Here is a 23,170-nt window from a genome sequence, read left to right on the forward strand (position 1 = left end):
AACAGGATGAAGACTAATAGTTCGCCAACAAAAGGTTAAGAAAGTTCAAAGTTCATCATGGACTCAGCCGGAAGCCGATGCCCCAGACCGTATCGATATAGGCTTCGCTGTCGTGCGCTTTGATTTTATTGCGGATATTGCTGACATGTACCGTTATCGTCTTGTCCTCGCCCAGATAGATCTCCTCCCAGGCCAGCTCATAGAGATCCTGCTTCGTGAACACGCGTGAGGGATTCCTGACCAGCAGCTCGACAATCCGGTATTCCTGGCGGGTCAGAGCGAGCACGCTGCTATGAATTCTGACACTGTAGGCCGTGCAGTCCAGTACCAGATTTTTATGCCTGAACTCCTTCACCGGCTCACCGGCAGCTGTCCGCTGGATATGGACATGGATGCGGGCGATCAGCTCCTCCAGCTCAAAGGGCTTGGTCACATAATCATCAGCGCCCAGCGTGAACAGATCCAGCTTATGATCCAGCTGATCCTTTGCCGAGAGGACAATAACCGGAATCCGGGACTTCAGCTCCTCACGCAAACGATGCATAAATGCCTCGCCGGACAATCCGGGCAGCATCAGGTCCAGGACAATGAGGTGGTACTCCTGCTCTGCCAGATTCAGCATCCCTTCACTGCCCGAATAGGCCCGGGTACACTGAAAGCCTGCGGCGGTAAGCCCGTCATGCAGAATTGCGTTAATATGCTCGTCATCCTCAACGATGAGAATTCTTTTGCTGTTACTATTGAGAGGGATGCCCATGGGGGTGCTCCTTTCCCGCTTTTGCGAATTCGATATCAATGCTGAAGATACCGCTGGCGGAATTGGCCGATGCGTCGCCGTTCATTTTCTCCATCAGCGCCTTCACAATCGAGAGTCCAAGACCTGAGGAATGCCGGGTACGCGACGGATCTTCTCTGTAAAAGCGGGTAAAGATCTTCTCCGTATCCACACTGCTGCCTGGCTTAAGCCGATTGGTGAAGCGTATACACAGCATCTCCTGCCTGTCTTCAACCTCTACGGTCCACGGGCCTTCGCCGTGGATGAAATAGTTGCCGATGATATTGGTAAAGATTCGTTCCAGCGCATGGATATCCCCCATCACCCGGGGAGAACGCTCCGGCAGCCGAAGCTCAGGCTCATTCCCGGACCGGGTAAAATCATCAATGAACGTAAACAGGTTCCGCTTCAACACCTCCATAACGTCCAAGGGCTGCAGCTCCAGACTGTATTCGGGATTCTGCAGCTTGGTATAGAGGAACAGCTCGTCCACCAGCTTAATAATCTGCTGTATTCTCGACTGGGCAAGCGCTACGTACCGCCCCTTCTCCTGCTCCGCCTCTGTCTGCAGCGCCAGCTGAAGGTAACCATCCAGCGAAGTGAGCGGCGTGCGGATATCATGCGACAGACTGGTAATCGCCAGATTCATCTCCTGATTTTTGCGGCTGAACTGTTCTCCCATCGCTTGCTGGCGGCGTAACAGGTTATTGCACTCCCGCACCAGCCTGCCGATCTCCCTTGGCTTCAACTGGGTCGCTACCAGCTTACGGGATTGATGCTCCATGATAAAAGACAGCTGGCTGCTGATCTGACCGACCTGTCTCCGGTAGTTCAGCAGGTACACAGTCTGGGCAATCAGCAGCAGCAGGAGTCCTGCCAGAACAATAAGGATACGATCAACTCCTCTCATATGGTTTTATTATATACGATTGAGAGAGGCTTAATAGTAACACAAAAAGCTACGCTTATACCCAAACTATTTGGGGTAGCGTAGCTTATTTCAATGGCCTTCATCATCCCAGCGCTAACTCATAAACAAATAAAATAATATCTCCGATCTAAACGGTATTGATGTGCTGAGTTCTGGAGATTAATAGAATCGGGTAAAACGGATTGGTACATAGAAGACAGTACTCTGGATTCAAGAGCGAATACCCCCTCCTGATGATTATTAAATAAACTCTTGTGATTCTTTTAGTGTGTTGACTTAAGGAGTTATGGCAATCCGCCATATCCAATTATAAAAATTTATTTATTATTTTTCACACTTATCGTTACAATTTCATTTTTAGCAATTTGAGTATTCTCAATAGGAGATTGGCCAGTTACTATTCCATTCTCTACAAGATAATTATTGGCATCTTCTTTTATGTTTACACGCAAATTAAGATTTTCTAATAGTGTTACGGCTTCTTGCTCAGAAAGCCCTACTAGGAATGGGACATTGGATTTTTTTGGATTTTCTCTGTAAGCAAAAACTATACTAATTGCAATAACTATAACTCCAATAGTAGTTAGCAAATAAACTCTCCTAAATCTCAAGTTAATTTCAAACGATGAAAGTAACCACTTTTTAATCATTTTTAACCTCCTTGAATATTTAGTTCTTATAGGTTTACTCAAATCTCTCCATTACCTTAAAAAGGATTAATTATTATATTTTATCATATATGCACTCAAAAATGAACCATAAATTTATTTTTTTATTTATTATTGTAATTAAGTTCCATTATATGTAATATATTAATTAGGTAAAAATTAGATGATTATGTATTGAGTGACTACAAAACGCCAGAAGTAATCACTAATTTTAATTTACAAAGGAGGAATTATATTGAGGTTTAATTCTAAAAAGCTTTTATTATTTTCAATGATTATTTTAATTCTGGTTTTCCCAAACATGGTATTTGCAAAGGATAACTCTGTTAAATTAACTGAAGAAAAAATTCCAAGTGCAGTTAATGAAATTGTAAAGAATGCAGGCTCTTTCACAGAACCCCTAATAGTTGATTCAGGTCTAGTAGACACAGAAGATAATACAAAAATTTATTTTTATATTTTACCCGTTGATTCGAAAGCTGTTAAATCTTCAAATGATTTTTCAATACAAAGCGTGACCCCTTTAAGCAGTCACACCATTCCACAAGGCGTAAAAATGATTTATTCCAGATCTGATGGTCAGCCGTGGACGGTAGCTACCACTACTCTTGTTAGTATGAGTTTTTCCACTAATCAAACAAGTCCAACAACTATGCAATATGGACATTTCAATACTGACAATGGACAAACTATACAGAGTTTTACTGACACATCTAACTATGCTTATGCCCATTATGCTGGTGCAACTCATATTAGATTCTTTATAACTAATTTATCGGCAGGTTCAGTTATTGTTAGTGGACAAATATCATTCTAAAAACTCAACGCGGTTTGTTTATTACGGTGCTTCAATTTTTATAAGTTTTAATATGACTGCAAGCCCCTCTCCTGAATATCGGAGAGTGGGCTTGTTTTTTGTATTCCAAATTTTATTCGATACAATTACTTGCTCAATAGCTAAAGGGAGTTGAAACAAGCATAAAGAAGTATAGTTTAAACTCTAAGGCTATTTACACACTAATTGAGCTTATGGCGTACGTTGATTCCCCCCTTTCCTACCCTCAACTGAATCTCCCCTTGCTGATCGGTCCGGTAGATCTCAGTATTTGCGTCAGCCAACCGGTCCAGTACACCGCCATTGGGATGCCCGTACATGTTATTCACACCGGCTGAGATCACAGCAGCGCCGGGCATCCAGAAAGCGAGCCAATCTGCACTGGTGGCGGTTTTGCTGCCGTGATGGGCGACCTTGAGGGCATCGATGGGTCTGCCTTGCCGAATCCCGGATTGATTTGCGGAATGTAAGATGGCTTCCTCTGCCGCCTGATCCATATCTCCTGTGAAAAGAAAGCTCCGGCCGTTCATCTCCAGCCGGAACACCACCGATTCGTGGTTCTGATCCTCCACTTCCTCTGGCAGGATCTGTCCAGCCTCTCGCGGCTCCGGCCAGAGGAAGTTCAGCCGCGTGGCCTCGTCCGGGGCCAGCGACATGCCCTGCTGCACCGGATACAGCCGGACACCCGCGTCCAATGCGGTTGTCATCAGCTTGGTGTACGGCTCTGTGTCGGCTAATGTTCCGTTGAACAGCAGCGCCGATACCGGCATCCCTTCCAGCACCGCCTGGAGCCCTCCGGCATGGTCCTGATCGCCATGCGTTAGAATAACCGCGTCCAGCCGGTGGATACCCCGCTGCTTCAGGAGCGGCAGCAGCGTCTTCGCCCCGACCTCGAACGGGCTACGGCGGATGCGCCATTCCTCCCGGTTGCCGAAGCTCACAGTACCGCCGCCGTCAACCAGGATATGCGTTCCACCTGGCGTGGTAATCAGACTGCTGTCCCCCTGGCCTATATCCAGGAAGCTGATGGAACCGGAGCCGTCGCGTATAGCCTCAGCGTTATAGCCCTTATAAAGCAGAATGGTCAGGCCTACAGCGCACAGTATCGCTGCGGGATTGCTCCAGCGCGTAGCTCCAGTCGGCGGATAGGCTTGAAAGGCCAGCGCGGCTCTTCCGCTCTTCGCAGTGGATAGCAAATCTGGCTGGTTGGTGGTGTTGATAGGGTTACCCGGCAGATCCAGTTCCGCCAGCGGACGGGTCTCATCATCCATGAACTGGGGAACAAGCCTAGCTTCAGTCCTCCGCTTCAACGCAAGTAACAGACCGTACAGTAGCCCGTAGTAGAGACAAATCCACAGAAAGGAAGGGGAAGCCCAGATCAGCACCCCGGCGGTGAATCCGTTCACCCACTCCACTGCTGCAAAAGTGATATTATTCAGTATCTCTGCAAGCTGTGCCAGCAAAAGTGCTGCTGTATTCCAGATCCGCCCAAGGAGCAGTGCCAGTGTTCCCAGGGGCAGTACCAGGAAGGTGATGAAGGAAACCAGCAGTAGATTGGCAGCAACGGACAACAATGAGAATTGGTTGAAATAATAGATCGTCAGTGGAAATGAGACCAGTTGAGCAATAATTGTTACAGAGAGGCTGCTGCCCAGCCAGCCCGGTAACCGCCTGAATAGCGGCGCAGCAAGCGGTGTGTACACCATGAGTCCCGCCGTTACCAGAAAAGAGAGCTGAAAGCTGACACTAAGCAGCAGATAAGGATTCCAGACCAGCATCATCAAAGCGGATGCAGCCAGAATATTTAGTCCATCCTTGAGCATGCCTAGCCTTGCCGCCTGCAGGGCAATCATGCTCATGATCCCGGCGCGGATCACAGACGGTCCTGCCCCGGACAACAGCACATAGACCGGAACCAGCAGCAGGGTCACCGTCAGTGCGGTTTCTCTGGTCAAGCGGCAGCGGCGCAGAAGAACCAGGATTACTCCGACGTACACCGCTACATGCATGCCCGAAATGGCCAGGATGTGGGTGAGCCCGAGCTGCGAGAACTGTCTGAATGTCTCCGGGTCCAGCTCCTTTTGGATGCCGATGACGAGGCCCTTCATATAACCCGCATGAGGCTCCTGAAATAAGCGGCTCATTTCTGCACCGAGCGCAGATCTTGCCTTATCATTCCAGCGGAGAATAGTGGACGGCTCCCACGAGACTTGGGGGTTAACCGTTACACTGGCTGTTCCCGTTCCTTTGAGCAGCCAGTGAATCTTTTGGGTGAGCAGATAGGCACGGTAGTCGAATCCGCCGAAGTTGCGCGCTATCTGGGGCTGTATCAATTCCCCCTCAATGACCACCCGGTCTCCCCGCTGCCACAAGGCAGCCTCAGCGATCTCACTCTCCTCCTGGAGCTTGATTTGTACGGTTACACGTTCACCTTCAGCACTCCTCTCCAACGCACGCTCTGCGCCTGTCTTTGCCGTATCACCCGGATTCACTTCGGCCTGCACTTCGCCTTCCGTTCCCGCTGCGGCGGCCAGCTCACCCTGATGCAGCCTGATCCCGGACAGCTTCACGACAAAATCAACCCGGTCCCCGTCCCGCTCTACCGGAGAAGCGATAACGCCTGCGGCTGTTATATATGCTTCATTCAGTTCGCTCACCGGCTGCCCCAACACCTTAGGCAGCAGACTCACATTGCGTACCTCGCTGTATTCCCAGTATAAGGCTGCCACAATCAGTGCTGTCACCAACACCCCAGCCGTCCTCCAGCGTATTCCGCCGCTCACCGCCCAGACTACAGGCAGCAACAGCAGCCCTGCGAGACAGAATAGCAGACTGCGGCCAGAGAACAAACAACCTGCGGCACTTCCCGCCACCCAGCAAACCGTGAAGCTTAAGAGGGGCCTCCTGTTCATGATCATCTCTCCTTCCTAATTAGCACTAGACACCAAAGAACCCCTGCATACGCATACAAATGCGTGTACAGAGGTTCTTCCCCTGGAGCCCGTCACTATTCTTTTCGCGTCTCGTTCAGCCAACTATGTTCAGCCCGTCAGCCCATCCGTAGATGCTGGTTATTCAGATACCGAAATCATCGTTTCCTTAGGCGGCTCATAGTTATCCAGTTGACGGAACACAATGCCTTTGGAGGAGAGCATCGCCTGTACCTTTTCCATGTCTTTCTTGTAAGGACGCAGGTAGACAATCTCCACGATCCCGCTGTTAGCCAGCATATTGGCACAGGTCCAGCAGGGTTCATCCGTCACATAGACTGTACTGCCTTCCCGGTCGCTCCGGTCTGTGAACAGCAGCAGATTCTGCTCGGCATGGATCGTGCGGATGCAGCGCTGCTTTTTGACCATTGTCTCTACACCGTCTATCATCTCACGCTCGTATTGCTCAGAGACCATACAGCCTGCTTCCGAGCAGTCAGGAACGCCCATCGGCGCACCGTTATAGGCCGTACCCAGCAGCTTCTTCCCCTGCACCAGCACCGCGCCGACATGGCGGCGGGGACAGCGCGAACGGGTGGAGACCATGCAGGCAATATCCATAAAGTATGTATCCCAGTTCTTGCGGTAAGCCACAGTCATCAGCAATCTCCACTTTCTCTAAATAGTTGTTCATTATTGTAGCATACCTGTCTGCGTTTTCACTAGGATATTGATAGCCCGCAACAACCCACATTTCGCCTATCCCTCACTTAGATCTCCCGTCCCGCCACTTTTACACCTCAATTTGCTCATCCGTAAAGTGGGGTGTGACTGCACTTCATACAGTAGAAATTGCATTCTCAGCGCCTAAGTAACGTTCTGCTGCACATCATACAATTGATTCTTTCATTTAGTCTCCAAAGAACCTCTTTTGCAAAATTCTAATGTACGAAGTGCAGCAGATTCAGTTTTCAGGCGGTTCTTGAGCTAATCTAATGTACTGAGTGCAATTGCAGCTTACTGTGCCTCTGTCCATGCTCAGAGTATGGAGCCCGCTAAGTGGAAAAACTACAACTGTTACTGGTAAAAGCGCCGAATGTAAGCTAGTAGTTGGAAAAACGACACTTAATTCGTTACAAATCGCTGATTCAGCGCATTCAGGCTAAATTAGATGCCCTAAATCCACTTACTGTTCGTCAAGGTAGCATTTAAGATTTATTAAGTGGAGGAAATCCAACTGCTTCCCCGACAGACGGGTTGTTCGGAGACGGAGACATTCAGGACGGCGGCCTTAAAATGCCACCAGCGGCTTCAGCTTCTCCAGCAGCTTGGGGCCGATGCCCTTCACCTTGCCCAGCTCCTTCACGCTGCGGAGGGCTCCCTTACTGGTGCGGTAGTCGATAATTGCCTGTGCTTTCTTCTCCCCGATGCCCGGCAGATCCATAAGGGCTTTGGCATCGGCTGTATTCACATTGATCCGGCCGTCAGCCGCTGCCGGGGCTGCAGTGCCAGCGGCTCCACCAGTTCCAGCTGCTGCAGCCGCCGTTCCACTTGCACCGCCGCTTCCCGCCGCTCCTCCGGGTCCTCCTGAGTCCGCCGCACCCGCTATCCCGGCACTCGCCGCTCCAGCGCCAGCTGTTCCATCACCGGTGGCCGCACCGCCAACAACTCCGCTACCCGCCTCGCCTACAACATTCGCGCCAGCAACTCCATTACCAGTCACACTCCCGCCAGCTCCTGTGTCCACTGTCGCACCACCCGTGACTGCGTTGCCAGTTACTCCACTACCCGCCGTACCGCCACCAGCTACCTCGCCACCTGCCTCTCCACTACCCGCCGCACTCCCTCCAGTTACTCCGCTCACCGCCGTACCGCCACCCGATACCTCGCCACCTGCCTCTCCACTACCCGCCGCACCTGCAACACTCCAGCCAACTGCCCCGTCCCCCGCCGCACTCCCTCCAGTTACTCCACTCCCCGCCGTACCGCCACCCGATACCTCGCCATCTTCCGCTCTGCTCCCTGCTGCACCAGCCACGCTCCCGCCATCACCCCCGGCGGCTGCACTGCCACCCTCACCTTCAGCCGCTACACCCAGCGCCTGCGCCATTCCGGCGTTCAGTGTAGACCATCCGGCAATGCCGGCGTCCTGTGCTCTATGGTCTGCGGCCCATACCAGGCCGCCGCCCAGCAGCGCGGCGGTAATGGCGCAGATGATCAATCTTTTATCCATCAGGTTGTCCTCCCTCAATAAATTGGAATTTTATTCAAAACTGTGATGAATACCTGTCATGTGTCCAAGTCTGGCCTGCATACATATAACGAAGAGTATCACTGTAAGCCAGCAGCATAAGAAAGGAGGTACCACAGGATGAAAGTGGGATTTATCGGAACAGGCAGCATGGGAAGTCTGCTGATCGACACCTTCCTTCGGTCGGGAGCCCTTGAGCCATGTGATGTGATGGCCAGCAACCGCAGCCCGGGCAGGCTGATGGAGCTGAAGAAGCTTCATCCCGGCATTACCCTATGCTCCGGCAATATCGAAGCCGCCTCGGAGAGCGACCTCGTGTTCCTGTGCGTCAAGCCTTTGCAGTTCAAGCGGGTAACTGACGAAATTGCCCCTTATCTGCGCAGCGACCAGATCGTTGTATCTATTACAAGCCCTGTGCAGCTCTATCATCTGGAATCGGCCCTGCCCTCCAAGGTCGCCAAAATCATTCCCAGCATCACCCATTCCGTCAGAGGCGGGAGTTCGCTGTGCATTTTTGGAAGCCGATTAAATAAAAAAGATAGGCTGCTGCTGCTCCAGTTATTCTCCTGCATTGGTGTGCCTGAGGAAATTCCTGAGGGTCATACGCGGATTGCCTCGGATTTCTCCAGCTGCGGTCCGGCCTTTCTGAGCTATTTCCTGGAACGGTGGATTGAAGCGGCTGTTGAAGCAACCGGCATCGACGAAGCCCTGGTCACCCGGCTGGCGGGGGAGATGCTGCTGGGTACGGGTAAGCTGCTGACCGAAGGCTCGTTCACCCCGCAGGAGCTGCAGGAACGGGTTGCCGTCCGCGGGGGCATTACCGCGCAAGCCCTGAATCACTTGCAGACCAGTCTGGAGGGGGTGTTTGAACGCCTGATCACCACCACACATGACAAGTATGATGAGGATGTGGAAAAGCTCGACGAGCTGTTCGGCCTCGGCAGCATCGCCCAGAGCCGACTCGACCGCTAGCGAAATGTATCCATTATCAAGGCCATTTCCTCCATAGGGCAATCAGCGGTCCCCTCCACCTCCGCAGAGAGCGCCTTGAAACCAAGAAAGCCCGCAGCACGGATACCTCCGTTGCTGCGGGCAGAATTGCGTTCTTCGCTTAACCCACTACGATATTTACCAGCTTGCCGGGAACGGCAATGATTTTGCGTACGGTTTTGCCTTCGACGGCCGCCTTCACATTCGGCAGGGCCAGGGCGTGGTCCTGCATTTCCTGCTGGCCCATATCCGCCGGAATCAGTGCGCGCTGGACGATTTTACCGTTGACCTGCACTACAATCTCAACCTCAGCATCTACGGTCAAGGCTTCATCATAGGCCGGCCAGGCGACATAGCTGATGCTTCCTTCATGTCCAAGCAGCTCCCACAGCTCTTCGGCAATATGCGGTGCCAGCGGGGACAGCATCTGCACGAAATGTTCAGCTGCTTCCTTGGACAGGCTCTCCTGCTTGTAGGCATCATTGATGAAGATCATCAGCTGGCTGATCGCCGTATTGAAGCGCAGCAGCTCGAAATCCTCCGTGACCTTCTTCAGTGTCTTGTGCCAGGTGCGCTTGAATTCATCCGTGCCGCCGCCCTCTGTAATCTTCGCGCTGAGGCTGCCGTCTTCATTCACGAACAGGCGCCATACGCGGGAGAGGAAGCGGTGAATACCTTCGACGCCCTTCTCGTTCCAAGGCTTGGTGGCCTCCAGCGGCCCCATGAACATCTCATAGACGCGCAGGGTATCTGCCCCGTAAGCTTCCACGATCTCATCCGGGTTAATGACATTACCGCGCGATTTACTCATCTTCTCGTTGTTGTTCCCCAGGATCATTCCCTGGTTGACCAGCTTGTGGAACGGCTCCTTGGTATCGACTACGCCGATATCATAGAGTACCTTATGCCAGAAGCGGGCATACAGCAGGTGAAGCACCGCATGCTCGGCTCCGCCGATGTACAGGTCAACCGGCAGCCATTCCTTCTGCTTCTCCGGTGAACACAGCTCCTGATCGTTGTGCGGATCGATATAACGCAGGTAGTACCAGCAGCTGCCGGCCCATTGCGGCATGGTGTTGGTCTCGCGGCGGGCCTTCATGCCGGTCTCGGGATCAACCGTCTCGACCCACTCGGTCACATTCGCCAGCGGAGATTCCCCGGTGCCCGAAGGCTTGATAGCATCCACATCCGGCAGAACCAGCGGCAGCTGATCCACAGGCACTGTCTTCATCGTGCCGTCTTCCAGGTGCAGAATCGGAATCGGCTCGCCCCAGTAACGCTGGCGGCTGAACAGCCAGTCCCGCAGGCGGTAGGTTACTTTGCCCTTACCGCTGCCCTTCTCTTCCAGCCAGGCGATCATCTGAGCCATCGCTTCAGTATTGGACAGACCGTCGAGGAATCCCGAATTGACATGCGGACCGTCGCCGGAGTAGGCTTCTTCTTCGATATTGCCGCCCTGCACCACTTCGATGATGTTCAGGCCGAACTGCTTGGCGAATTCCCAGTCGCGGGCATCATGGCCCGGAACGGCCATAATTGCTCCGGTTCCGTAGCCGGCCAGCACGTAGTCGGCAATCCAGATCGGCACCTGCGCACCGTTCACCGGATTAATTGCATACGCGCCGGTGAATACACCGCTTTTCTCCTTAGCCAGATCCGTGCGTTCCAGATCGCTCTTGCGGGAAGCCTTGTCGCGGTATTCGGCAACGGCTGCCTTCTGCTCATCCGTGGTGATGGCATCCACCAGCTTATGCTCCGGTGCCAGTACGCAATAGCTTGCTCCGAACAGGGTATCGGGACGGGTAGTGAACACTTCAAGCACAGCCTCATGCCCCTCAATCGCAAAGGTCACCTCAGCACCGGTCGATTTGCCGATCCAGTTGCGCTGCATATCCTTGATGCTCTCTTCCCAGTCCAGCTCCTCCAGATCCTCCAGCAGGCGGTCGGCGTATTCCGTAATCTTCAGAATCCACTGGCGCATCGGTCTGCGGACCACGGGATGGCCGCCGCGCTCGCTTTTGCCGTCGATGACTTCTTCATTCGCCAGAACGGTTCCCAGCGCCTCGCACCAGTTCACCGATACTTCGGCCACATAAGCCAGTCCACGGTTGTACAGCTGGATGAAAATCCACTGCGTCCACTTGTAGTACCCCGGATCTGTCGTACTGATCTCGCGGTCCCAGTCGTAGGAGAAGCCCAGCGACTTGATCTGGCGGCGGAAATTGTCAATGTTCTTGAAGGTAATGTCACGCGGATGCTGGCCGGTATCCATTGCATACTGCTCTGCCGGAAGTCCGAAGGCATCCCAGCCCATCGGGTGCAGCACGTTGTAGCCGCGCATCCGTTTGAAGCGGGACACGATGTCGGTGGCGGTATAGCCTTCCGGGTGGCCTACGTGCAGCCCTGCGCCGGAAGGATACGGGAACATATCCAGGGCGTAGAATTTCGGCTTGCCTGATTCTTCACTTGTCTTAAAGGTCTTGTTCTCGTCCCAGAATTTCTGCCATTTCGGCTCGATGGTCTGGGCGCGGTATCCAATATTGTCGCTCATCTTGTGCTCCTCCTTGGAGTGTTGCTGTATTAGTTATAACTTCTGCCTGCCAAAAAGAGCAGGAAGTATTCGTCACTCGCAGAAAGTTTTGGGCTTCCGATCGCTGTTATTCTCCGATTTCTTTGATTTGAACCGCTTCTAGCGGTAGAAATCCGAGAATAAAGGCGAACACTTCGTTTCTACAGCTCCAAAATTTCTTTCCGTTTCTCATTCCTGCTTAATTCTAAAGTCAGCCCGTGCGCCTCACCTGGCGAACAGCAAAGCCCAGGAGCCGCCCATGATTCACTGGGCCGTAAAAGCCACGGCAAGGCCATGTACCCGCCCATGCTTCGCCGGGCCGGGAGCCGGAGCGAGTCAACATAATCGCTCGGGCCAGCTCAGGACACGCCGTTCCCCCAGGTTAACCGCAAAAAAACCTCCCATCCCTAGCGTATAATCGCTAGGGACGAGAGGTATGAATTCCCGTGGTACCACCCTAGTTAGCGGCGGACATTCTTTGTCCGGCACTCACTTTGACACCCTGTATCGGGGGTGAGGCGACGGCGGTTCACTCGCTGGCTCCTCTAAAGGAACTGCGGCTCGCGCCATTACTCGGAGGTGAGTTCACTGCGGTCCGTTAACCGGCTCGCACCTGGGGTGCCGGCTCTCTGCAATAACGGTCTCACGAATTAATACTCCTCTTCATCGCACTGCTATGAATGACTCTTCTTATCGTAATATTCACCACATTATAACCAAAAGATACATGTACCGTCAATCCTTTCACCCGAAGTAGCCGCAAGTCCCCTTGTTCCTGCATGTGACGGGATGAATTACGGCTGCTTTATGCCGGCCTTCTGCGGATATAATAGCCGATGATATGCTGAATGACCACCTTGGCGGCAGCGAAGAAAGGAACGGCCAGAATCAGTCCGATCATTCCGGCAATCTCCCCGCCGACCAGCAGCGCGAAGATGATCAGCAGCGGATGCAGATGCAGCTTCCGTCCTACAACCTGCGGAGAGATCACGTTGCTCTCCAGCATTTGGCACAGGGTATTCACCACCGCCACCAGCAGGACAAGGCGCCACGACAAGGTTGTGGCCATTATAATGGCCGGGGCCGCCCCCAGAAACGGACCCATATAAGGAATAATGTTGAATACCGCGACAACACAGGCGAACAACAGCGCATAAGGCATGCCGATAATCGCGTAGCCGATATAAGCGAGCACGCCGATGATGATGCAGACGAGAAACTGCCCGCGGATATAGTTGCCGAGCGCTTCATCAATGTCTTTTAACAGCATCACAATCGACTTGCGGCGCGAACGGGGCAGACAGGATACCACCATCCGTTCGAATACCTCGAAGTCCTTCAGAATATAGAACACGAGAAAAGGCACAATGAATGCGTTGAACAGCACGCCAATGGTCGAAGCGATATTATTAAGGAAGTGGGAGATGCCTTCGGCCAGGCGGTTCTCCAGCTGATAGAACCAGTTATTCATTCCCGTCTCCACCCCGGGCGGAATCAGTCTGGAATTCATGCCCTTCATCAGCCCCTGCGCGTGCAGGGTCATCTCCGGCAAATGCTCGTTAAGCTCCTCCAGCTGTTCAATGAACATCGGGATCAGATTGATCAGAATCACCGCAAGCGAGGTCAGGAACACCGCATAGATCAGCAGGACGGCTACGCTGCGCGGCATTTTTCTCCGGGAGAGCATAGTGACCACCGGATTCAGTACATATGAGATAATCATGGCAGCCAGGAACGGGGCCAGGATCGCTTTTAGAAACAGGAATACCCCATTCAGCATCGGACGGAGCAGCCAGACGAAATATAGAATAATCAGTGAGAGCAGCACGCCGATCATCCAGCGGAGCCATTTACTGCGGAACCACTCCTCCATAATCTCCCTCCTGAACGTGTACAGCCCTTAACCATCATGCATATTAGTATGTGTGGGAGGGGAATGAAATACTCCGCTCTGCAAAAAATTGGTTTTTTGTTATTTCAGTTCGCAGGTTGGTATAGTGGCCGGGCTCAAGGTTCGCTACAATCATAGTGTAAAACGCTTACATTATTGAGGAGGGTATTGTATATGAGGAGAACGCTACACAAGCTATTCGGTGCAGGGATGACCCTGCTGCTTGCCGGTCTGCTGACAGGAGCTCCGTCCGTTTCAGCGGCCACCGTCTTTGATGAGCCACTGACCTACTTCAACCCCGCAACCTGGCAAAAAGCAGACGGCTACTCGAATGGCTCCATGTTCAACTGTACCTGGCGTGCGAATAACATCTCTTTCACCAGTGGCGGACAGCTTCGTCTGGCCCTGACCAGTCCCAGCAATAATAAATTTGACGGCGCGGAGTACCGCTCTGTGTACAAGTACGGCTACGGCAAATACGAGGTCAGTATGAAGCCGGCCAAGAACAGCGGGATTGTCTCCTCCTTCTTCACCTACACCGGGCCTTCAGACGGCACGCCTTGGGACGAGATCGATATTGAGTTCCTCGGCAAGGACACCACCAAGGTCCAGTTCAACTATTACACCAATGGTGTTGGCGGTCACGAGAAGATTGTCAATCTCGGCTTCGATGCTTCCCAGAGCTATCATACGTACGCCTTCGACTGGCAGCCGGGTTATATTAAATGGTATGTAGACGGGGTCTTGAAGCATACGGCCACCAGCAACATCCCCTCCCGGCCCGGTAAAATCATGATGAACCTCTGGAACGGAACGGGTGTGGATTCCTGGCTCGGTTCCTATAACGGGGCAAACCCGCTGTACGCCTATTACGATTGGCTGAAATTCACAGGCAACTAACTTGCAGGCAGGAGATGGACCCCGGCGGTGCGCAAGCGGCATCCGCCGGGGTCCTTTTGTCTATGCGGACCATGGCGGCTCATCTTCAATATTTGTTATTCCAATCGCCACATTGGTATGGCGGCTGCTGCCGTCCTTCTGTACGATATATAGCAAGAATACAGCACAGGAGGAACAGATTCGGGTGGGGCCGCCGCCAGGCAAATAGGCAGAAGCACCCAAGCGTATCTACGACAAGAAACCGCCTTATTATAGAGGCGGTTTCTTGTCCCTGCGGTATTTAGCGGCTGCTGCGGTCCCAGGCATTGACTTCCATGGTTTCGGTAAGTCCGCCGTAGGTGTTCCACTTGTGCACGAATTCGTCGAATTCTTCAAGCGGGCTGTCCGCGAAGATAATTTTGATGAAGCTTTTCTGCTCCAGCTTCTTCAGCAGCTCGCCGTCACGCTTCATCGTCGCTGTCGGAGGTCCCGTGAACTGCTCCTTTCGGGAAGCCTCCTTCTGGCCCAGCAGCACAGGGGCAATGTCCTTCGGAATCTCCCGGATGACCCCGGAGGGAATCCGGGCCCCGTCGAAGGTTAGCGTGTACGAGGCTACCCGGATGCCGCCCAGCGGCAGCGCCGAAGATTGGGCGCTCGGCTGGCCGCCCGCCATGGACCAGTCATAGCCCTCCGCAAGGCCATGGGCGAACTCGCCGGTCGAAGTAGCGTATGAATCGAACAAATAATTCTGATACGTAAAAAAGATTTCAGGGTGCTTCATCTGCTTATTAATCAGAATGGCACCATTGACAGGCAGGGTCCCTCTTCTCATGGTGAGCCCACCTGGCCCCGAAGGGATGGCAATTGCCCGGATGTGCGCCTCAGCGTCACTATTGGTCAAGGAGGACAGGGGCCAGCCGCGCATCCAGTAGGGGCCGGCAATGATGCCCGCCTTGCCGGAGATGAACTGATTCGCCGCCCCCTCCTCATCCAGCCAGGCACTGTCAGCGCTCAGATAACCGCGCTGTACCCATTGCTTCATGAGCAAGGCAGCCTTCCTTGCCCCCGGCTGGATGGAGCCGTATTCCAGAGTGCCGTCACTCCGGCGGTTCCACTGCTCAGGAACCGTACCGTAGGCGCCGAACACCCAACTGCTGTCTCCCATCCAAGTGCTGGGGCCGTTGCGGAATCCGACCGACAGGCCGTAGGTATCCTTGATTCCGTTGCCGTCCGGGTCCCGGTTGACGAAGGCATCCATGACCTGCTCCAGCTCATCCAGGGTCTGCGGGGCTTTCAGATGAAGCTTGTCCAGCCAATCCTGGCGGACCCAGAGCAGCGGATCGGAGTTATATTCATAATCCATAATGGGAATGGCATACCGGTGCGCGCCGCGCATGAAGGGGTTCCATGCCGAAGCATCCTCGGCAACAGCCTTCTTCCACACCTCGGACGCATGCTGCTCGAACAGGTCGCCGACTTCCATGAATTGCCCTGAATCAATCAGCTCCTGGATAATAGCGGCATCTCTGGTCGTTACGATGTCGGGCATATTGCCCTTGGCCAGCTCCAGCCTCAGCTTGTTGGCGTAAGTCTCTGAGGTCCCGGAGATCGTCCAGAGATAACGGATGCGGATGCCAAGCCGCTTCTCGGCCCAGGCCGTATGTACGTTATGCTCCAGGCTCTCCCCTTTGATAAAGTTCAGATTGGGGTTCACGGAGCCTACGGTATACAGGTCTACCGGAGGATCATATTTGCCTTCCTTAACATCGAAGTAAGGGGCTGTACTCTGCGGTGAAGCGGGCGGCTGACTATATTCGGTGCTGTCCCAGGAGCAGCCCGACAACATCAGGAGCATCAGGAGCAGCAGGAACAGCGGTGAACGGACTTTCATGTAACCACCTGCTTTTCGTAGAGTTCATAATCTTATGATACACTTCTCCATATTACAGCAAATGTCTTGCAAAGGATGATCTTTATGGTGGCATGGCGTCCCAACCTGTTCATTAAAATGGTGGCAATCCTGCTCTCGCTGATTGCCGCCACACTCTTATTCTACGGATCATCCTACCGTAAGGATGTCGGAGTCATTACAAGTCAGATCAAAACCACCGACCTGAATCATCTGGAATTTCTGACCCAGCAGATGGATAACAACATCAACCAGCTGGCGGGCAGCATGTATGCCCTGCAGCGAGACCCCACCATCCGCGATTATGAGCAGATTACGCAGCTGGGCCATCTTATTGATCCCGCCCAGACGATTATGACGGTGCTTGAGAAGCTGTCCCTCCAGACCAGCTCCAGTACGTGGGAGAACCGGATTGTCTTGTACAAGCCCTTCAGCGGGGAGACCTTGGGCTCGGATTCCTCGCTGTCCTTCGATGTCTCTGTCCTGCACAAGCCGCTCCCGGCGGGCTGGGAGTATATCTCGGAGGATAGGGCCGGTGCGGAGGCAGGCTTCCGGCTGCTCTTATCGGACCCTGCCCAGGCAACAAGCCGGCCGCGCGAGGCGCAGCTGCTGATGTCCATGTATTTACCGGTCTCCAATATTGAACGGATGTTCGATGCCTACCAGTCGCAGAACACGGGGGACACCTTCCTGTACCATCCGTCATTCGGCGTCATCCTCTCGCGGAGTTCGGACCGGCAGATGGCGGAGCAGGTCACCGCGGCACTGAATATCACGGCCGGGAAGAGTACCTCCGACATCTTCGATCTTAAGCAGGGCAGCTTCCTGGTCAGCTCGGTGCCCTCCTCGGCCATCGACTGGCAGGTCGTGCATTATTCACCGCTTAAGGAGATTCTTGAGCCGATCCGCAGCAGCCGCTCTTCTTTCCTGACAGGATCGGCTATCCTGCTGGTGATGAGCCTGCTTTTCTCCTTGCAGCTCTACCGCCAGGTGCAGCGTCCGGTGAGCCTTCTGCTGCGTTCGCTCAACCGGATGAAGGAAGGGCGCTGGTCTACCCGTATCCATACCCGGACCAACCCGGAGTTCACGCTGCTTAATGAAGAATTTAATGATATGGCCGAGAAAATTCAGTCGCTGATCGAGCAGGTCTATCTGGAGCAGCTCCGGGCCAAGGATGCCCATCTGAAGCAGCTTCAATCACAGATCAATCCGCATTTCCTGTACAACTGCCTGTTCTTCATCAAGAGCAAGGCCGCCATAGGAGATACCGAGTCCGTGGAGGCGATGGCACTCAGCTTAGGCGAATATTACCGCTATATCACCAGGGTCGATCATTCCCTCACCACCCTTCAGGATGAGCTGAAGCTGCTGGAGAATTACCTGAAGATCCAGAACCTGCGGAAGCAGCGTATCTGCTACGAGATGGATATGGAGAGCGAGCTGCTGAACCTGCACATTCCGCGGCTGCTGATTCAGCCGCTAGTAGAGAATAGTATCATTCATGGCATTGAGCGAAAAATCGGCCCCGGCTCCATCCGGATCACCGGCCGCCATACCGAGGAAGCCATTCTCATTACCGTCGAGGACAACGGCGCCGGTATGACAGAGGAAGCCATTGCCGCACTTCAGGCGCGTATCAACGAAACTACGCGTGAGGATGGAGGCTGCGGGCTATGGAATGTTCAGCAGCGTCTCAAATTACATTACGGCGAGGCTTCCGGCCTGATGATTGCCCCTTCACCGGAAGGCGGTCTAATAACAACTCTCCGTATGGAGAAGAAAGAGGAACCTGATGCACCAAATTCTATTGGTTGACGATGAACCCTATGTGGTCGATGATCTGTCCATTTCGATTCCCTGGGCGGAGATGGGCTTCGGACAGGTCCACAAGGCTTATTCCGGGTATGAGGCGCTGGAGCTGCTCCAGCGTCATCCCATCGATATTGTAGTCACAGATATCAATATGCCGGAGCTGTCCGGCACCGAGCTGATTGCCGCCATCCGCAAGCGCTGGAAGCATATCCGGGTGGTCATGCTGACCGGCTATGCGGAGTTTGAATATGCCCGCAAGGCCATTGAGGAGCAGGCCAGTGCCTATCTGCTTAAGCCGATAGCCAATGACCAACTGATCGCCGTCATCGGTAAGCTGCAGGAGAAGCTGCGCAGTGACTGGGAGGCCTGGTCCTCCCACCAGCGGACGATGCAGACCTTCCGCGAGCATCTGCCCATTCTGCGGGACCGCCTGCTCGGGGAGCTGCTGCAGGGACGGAAGCTGCCCGGGCCGCAGCTTCAGGAGCGGCTGGACCAGTTCGACCTGCCGTTCAGGGCCGGACAGCCGGTCTGTCTGGCCGTGGTCCGGCCCGAGGAATTCTTCCGCCGCCAGGATATGCACAGCATGCTGCTGTTTGAATATGCAATCATTAATATCGCCCAGGAGCTGTTCCAGGACCGGTTCCTGATCTGGTCCTGCAAGGATGTGCATGACTATCTCGTATTCCTGCTGCAGCCCAGGGAGGATCTTGAACATGGCGGCAATCCGGGAAATGAGGTGGCCCAGGCTGCCTATCAGCTGCAGAATCATGTCAGTACCCTGATGGGAGGCGGCCTGTCCGTGGTGACCACCGGCTGGGGAGACTTCCCGGATCAGGTCTACACTCTCTATCAATCCGCCATCTCGGCCATCCGCCAGCATATCGGGAGCGAGACCGGCATCTATCTCGATACTACGGATAACAGCAGCTCCCAGCCCGTGGAGATTCTCCAGCCGCTGTATGAGCCTCCGCTGCTGTTCCACATGTTCGAAGCGAACAACTGGCAGGGCATTGAAGATAAGCTGAACGCTATCGTATCGGAGCTGATCCACAGTCCCGAGCGGTCACTGGAGCATATCCAGGAAGCCCGTCTGCACTTGGAGACGGCCTTCTATTACTTCGCCCACAAGAATAACAAGCTGCTGAGCGAGATTGTCGGCAATCCGCTGCTGGAGCAGGCTCCCTTTCAGACGCCGGACAAGCTGCGGGAGTGGGCCATGGAGGTTATCCTTCTGCTGAGAGAGCATACGGATTCCGAACGGCGGAACAGCCGGACCGTGCTGATCCGCAAGGTACATGAGTATATCAACCGCAATCTGCACTATGTCTCCCTACAGGCCATCGCCGACCATGTCCAGATGCATCCGGTCTATCTCTCCAAAATGTACAAGCTGGAGACCGGCAAGCGGATCAGCGACTACATCAGTCAGGTAAAGATGGAAAAAGCGGCGTATCTGCTTATCCATACGCCGCTCAAAATTTATGAAGTTTCCTCGGAGCTCGGGTACTCCAACGCCCATTATTTCATCAAGCTCTTCAAGGAATATGCGGGGATGACCCCGCATGAATACCGTGACCGGGCGTTGTAATTCCATCAGCCTGCGAAGATAAGCTCTACCTCATGGGCGAAGCCGTCATCTACGGCCGGTACCAAGCCGTCCTCCAGTACCCGGCCGTCCAGCATCAGGCGGGTTGCCCCATCCTGCATGCGGTGGAAGCCCTCCGGCTTACGGACCTGAATCCGGTAGGAGGAGCTGCCAAGCTTCAAGGTGTAGGTAAGCTCCGTCTGCTCTTCCCGCAGCACCGGACTCAGGGCTATGCCCTGCTCCGTATATTCAATACCCAGCGCTTCCATCAGCGAGAGGGTGAGCCAGGTCGAGGTGCCGCTAAGCATCGGACCGATGTTCTCACCAGTCTCGCTGTTGTTGTATTGGGTGCAGAACCGCGGATTCCCGCAGACGGCAAACGGATCATCCATCGTCTTGAACGGCATAATCCGGTCCAGCAGCCAGTAACCCAGGCGGCAGAGCTCTGCTGCCAGATCCGGGCTGGATACTTCCTTGGCCCCCTTGAACATAGCCGCAGCAGCCATCATGCAGGCATGCTTGAATACGCCGCCGTTCTCACGGTCACCCGGGAAGTATTCATCCGATGCCGTGTGCGTGGATACCCGGCCCAGCGCCACCGGCGAGACCAGCTTCATGCCGTAAGGCGTCATCAGATGCGCCTTCATGGTGTCCAGCATCACCGCGATCTGATTCTCATCTGCACAGCCCGCCAGAATGCTCCAGCTGAACGAATTCAGGAAGTACGAGCCGTCCTTCGCCGGATCGGAGGACATCCCGTCCCCGGCAGCGCCGAGATACGTGTATTCTCCGTTCGCATAGCGGTTGAACAGCACACGGGCGAAGAAATCCCCCTTCCAGGCATGCTCCTGGATGCGTTGACGCAGCTTGGCTCCGAAGCCGGTCAGCTCATCTGCATACGCCTGCTCGCCTTTGCGGGCGGCCAGGGCGGACAATTCATCGACCGCCACCTTCAGCAGGAAGGCGTTCATGACGCTCTCGGAATAATCACTCTCCAGCGAATCCCCGAAGACACCGCCGGCCTCCAGCTGCTTCCGGTAGAGTGCTTCCTTGGCCGGGCCGTTCAGGTAGGTGTCATCGAGCTTCAGACAGTCGTTCCAGTCTGCGAAGTCGAGCAGCGGCAGGCCGTGGCGTCCGATCGAGATCTGTCCGGAATAGACAATAATGGCCTTCAGGGTCTCGAATACCGGCCGTTCTGTGTCCGTGCCTGCTACCGGACAAGACTCATCGAGGAACTCCGAATCTCCGGTCAGCATGACATAACGGTAGACAGCCTGGATCAGCCATAGCGCATCATCGGACCATTTGCCCGGCTCTTTGCCGGCCCAGAAGAAATTGTGATACGCATACCCCAGCTCGAAGACCATGCTGGTCCATTCTTTCAGCAGGCTCTTGACGAGGCCGCCCCGGCCCATCCCGACGAAATAATACATCGAGGCATACATATCCTGAATTTCACGGAAGCCGATCTCCCGGTAGCCCTTCTGGGTCTGACAGAAGGAACGGGAGACAAAGCTCTGGTAGAGCACCTGAAAAGGCAGATTACGGTTCACGAACTGGTCGAAATCCGCGTCCCCGGAGGATACCTGCAGGAACCTGGAGTAATTCCGCACGAACTTCAGGGATTGCGCCAAAGCTTCTTCCGCCGAGCTGCGGCTTGTGAAGCGGGCGATCAGCGCACCTACCTCTTCCTCCAGTACCGTATCGCTCCAGGATGCACCGCTCTTGTCGGAGACAAGGCCCGTCAGCTGGTCAACTGCTGCCGTGGCTCCGGCAGCAACCTGAATCTCCCCTGCTACCGCGAAGAAGCCCGGCCCCTTGCGGTGCAGAATGCTGCTTAGCTTCAGCGCGCCGGATGGGCGGTGAAGCGAGCCGGTGCCGACGAACTCATTGTAGCTGACGCAATATTCGCGGGGCAGCACCGGTCCGTCTTCCCCGTGGATGATCATCGTGTGGAAGCGCAGATCATGACGCCCGCCTTCCGGGTAGTAGTCAGGGCTGATTGCAGCCACGGCACCATCAGCGTCCTGCAATACGCCGCCTTGCATAATAACATTGCTATACAGCACATCCTCGAACAGAGCGCCCGGTGCTGCCGAACCGAACATGCCCGTGTACACCAGACGAAGCTGGCGGCTGCTCTCTCCATGGTTCGTAATCGTAACGCGCTGCATCTCGGTCGCCAGCGGCAGACCCTCAGCATGCGGCAGAATGAAGATGGTGCGCGTAATCTCAAGTCCGCCGTACAGGCGGTACGTGATGATGGTTACATTCTGTGAATGGCGGCAGACCGCCGATTCAATGCCTTCTCCGCCCGGATCAGCGGAATAGAAGATCTGCTTCCCGTCCTCGAACAGATAGAATTGACGGTTGGCCGGGAAACCGTTCTCCTCCTGGCGCATATCCCAGCGGGTCGCCAGCACCTGGGTAGCCGCATGGGAACGGAAGCTGCCGCCGCCAAGGCGGTCTACCACGCTCTTCGGTGTAGTCTGGAGCGGATGAGGGAACTCCAGCCGGTTGCCCAGCAGCAGATTGACCGCGAAGTGCGGACCCGGAACGGGGGAACGCAGGTCAATCACATGCTCGCCTTCAGCGTTAAGGGCACCAGCCCAGCCCGGTGCAGCCTGAAGCTGCGCCAGTGCCGCGTTTGCAGCCGCCTCCGGTATAGCTATTGCCTGTTCCTGTCTTCCGGCATGGCGGATATGCAGGGATAGCTCCGTACCTGTATCATTCACGGTGAACAGCGCCGATGCGCCAGTCTCCTTCGGCAGCAGCGCTGCCACCTCCGGGAGCTTAAGCAGCTCCTGAATGGCAGGCAGCCGAAGCGGAAGGCCCGCTACGCCAACAGCCCCGATGCACCTGGAATCCGTGAAGACGGCGCTTAGCTGGCCGCCCTCGTCTATCCGGTCTGCGAATGCCTGTCTCAGGATATCTTCAGGCGAAGCAGCCGCTGCTCTTGCGGTATTGAATTTCAGCATCATGAATGGTTCTCCTCTTTTCCTGTTTTCTATTGGATGATACTCATTCCCTGTTATGTATACTCATTGGGCCGAAGAATTGGGGAAGGTTCTGGACAAGCATGAAGAACGGTTGCCCGTTCTCCATGTAATGATTATAGAAGTGTATGCGGCCAGTCTAAATACCA

At 54.3% G+C, this 23,170-nt stretch carries 15 protein-coding genes; 5 read left to right on the top strand and 10 right to left on the bottom strand.

All coding sequences use genetic code 11. From position 1 onward, the window contains the following. Window positions 1–55: 55 nt before the first annotated feature. From C173_RS29925 to C173_RS29935, 3 genes are all read right to left on the bottom strand, one after another. Window positions 56–757, bottom strand: a complete 702-nt coding sequence (locus tag C173_RS29925; RefSeq protein WP_036732277.1) for a response regulator transcription factor — start codon at window positions 755–757, stop codon at window positions 56–58. Then, complete coding sequence (locus C173_RS29930) at window positions 738–1,685, bottom strand: sensor histidine kinase (protein WP_036732279.1); 948 nt, start codon at window positions 1,683–1,685, stop codon at window positions 738–740. Before C173_RS29930 ends, C173_RS29925 begins: the two co-directional genes overlap by 20 nt. A gap of 338 nt (window positions 1,686–2,023) precedes the next feature. After that, window positions 2,024–2,356, bottom strand: a complete 333-nt coding sequence (locus C173_RS29935; protein ID WP_036732281.1) for a PASTA domain-containing protein — start codon at window positions 2,354–2,356, stop codon at window positions 2,024–2,026. A gap of 253 nt (window positions 2,357–2,609) precedes the next feature. Here C173_RS29935 and C173_RS29940 point away from each other — a divergent pair, with 253 nt between their 5' ends. Next, window positions 2,610–3,191: a hypothetical protein gene (locus C173_RS29940; protein WP_036732284.1), complete on the top strand. Its 582-nt coding sequence runs from the start codon at window positions 2,610–2,612 to the stop codon at window positions 3,189–3,191. Window positions 3,192–3,391: 200 nt separating this feature from the next. On the opposite strand, the gene C173_RS29945 is transcribed toward C173_RS29940, so the two are convergent. The 3 genes from C173_RS29945 to C173_RS33220 form a co-directional block, all read right to left on the bottom strand. Then, window positions 3,392–6,121, bottom strand: a complete 2,730-nt coding sequence (locus C173_RS29945) for a ComEC/Rec2 family competence protein (RefSeq protein ID WP_081751410.1) — start codon at window positions 6,119–6,121, stop codon at window positions 3,392–3,394. Between the two features lie 159 nt (window positions 6,122–6,280). Further along, window positions 6,281–6,799, bottom strand: coding sequence for a deoxycytidylate deaminase (locus tag C173_RS29950; protein WP_036732286.1), 519 nt, complete (start codon window positions 6,797–6,799; stop codon window positions 6,281–6,283). Window positions 6,800–7,430: 631 nt separating this feature from the next. After that, window positions 7,431–8,372, bottom strand: a complete 942-nt coding sequence (locus tag C173_RS33220) for a ComEA family DNA-binding protein (protein WP_051478646.1) — start codon at window positions 8,370–8,372, stop codon at window positions 7,431–7,433. Between the two features lie 138 nt (window positions 8,373–8,510). Between C173_RS33220 and comER the strand changes: the two genes are divergently transcribed. Then, window positions 8,511–9,362 (top strand): late competence protein ComER, encoded by an 852-nt coding sequence (gene comER / locus C173_RS29960; protein WP_036732288.1) that lies wholly within the window; start codon window positions 8,511–8,513, stop codon window positions 9,360–9,362. Window positions 9,363–9,501: 139 nt separating this feature from the next. On the opposite strand, the gene leuS is transcribed toward comER, so the two are convergent. Both leuS and C173_RS29970 read right to left on the bottom strand, forming a co-directional pair. Then, a complete protein-coding gene (gene leuS / locus C173_RS29965) occupies window positions 9,502–11,931 on the bottom strand; it encodes a leucine--tRNA ligase (protein ID WP_036732290.1) in 2,430 nt (809 codons plus the stop codon). An 823-nt stretch (window positions 11,932–12,754) separates the two neighbouring features. Next, entirely contained in the window at window positions 12,755–13,822 is a 1,068-nt protein-coding gene (locus tag C173_RS29970) for an AI-2E family transporter (RefSeq protein WP_036732291.1), read from the bottom strand. A 228-nt stretch (window positions 13,823–14,050) separates the two neighbouring features. Between C173_RS29970 and bglS the strand changes: the two genes are divergently transcribed. Continuing rightward, window positions 14,051–14,740 (top strand): beta-glucanase, encoded by a 690-nt coding sequence (gene bglS, locus C173_RS29975; protein WP_036732455.1) that lies wholly within the window; start codon window positions 14,051–14,053, stop codon window positions 14,738–14,740. Window positions 14,741–15,020: 280 nt separating this feature from the next. Here bglS and C173_RS29980 read toward each other — a convergent pair whose 3' ends face one another. Beyond that, window positions 15,021–16,610, bottom strand: coding sequence for an extracellular solute-binding protein (locus C173_RS29980; protein WP_036732292.1), 1,590 nt, complete (start codon window positions 16,608–16,610; stop codon window positions 15,021–15,023). Window positions 16,611–16,694: 84 nt separating this feature from the next. Here C173_RS29980 and C173_RS29985 point away from each other — a divergent pair, with 84 nt between their 5' ends. Both C173_RS29985 and C173_RS29990 read left to right on the top strand, forming a co-directional pair. Continuing rightward, on the top strand, window positions 16,695–18,443 hold the full coding sequence (locus tag C173_RS29985; RefSeq protein WP_051478650.1) for a sensor histidine kinase: 1,749 nt from the start codon (window positions 16,695–16,697) through the stop codon (window positions 18,441–18,443). Next, the gene (locus tag C173_RS29990) at window positions 18,421–20,028 is read left to right on the top strand and encodes a response regulator (RefSeq protein WP_036732293.1); all 1,608 of its coding nucleotides are present in this window, start codon (window positions 18,421–18,423) and stop codon (window positions 20,026–20,028) included. Before C173_RS29985 ends, C173_RS29990 begins: the two co-directional genes overlap by 23 nt. A gap of 5 nt (window positions 20,029–20,033) precedes the next feature. Here C173_RS29990 and C173_RS29995 read toward each other — a convergent pair whose 3' ends face one another. Then, the gene (locus C173_RS29995; RefSeq protein ID WP_200869607.1) at window positions 20,034–23,006 is read right to left on the bottom strand and encodes a GH36-type glycosyl hydrolase domain-containing protein; all 2,973 of its coding nucleotides are present in this window, start codon (window positions 23,004–23,006) and stop codon (window positions 20,034–20,036) included. Window positions 23,007–23,170 lie beyond the last annotated feature (164 nt).

This window comes from Paenibacillus sp. FSL R7-277 (genome assembly GCF_000517965.1).
In the GTDB taxonomy this organism is placed as follows: Bacteria; Bacillota; Bacilli; order Paenibacillales; family Paenibacillaceae; genus Paenibacillus_AQ; species Paenibacillus_AQ silagei.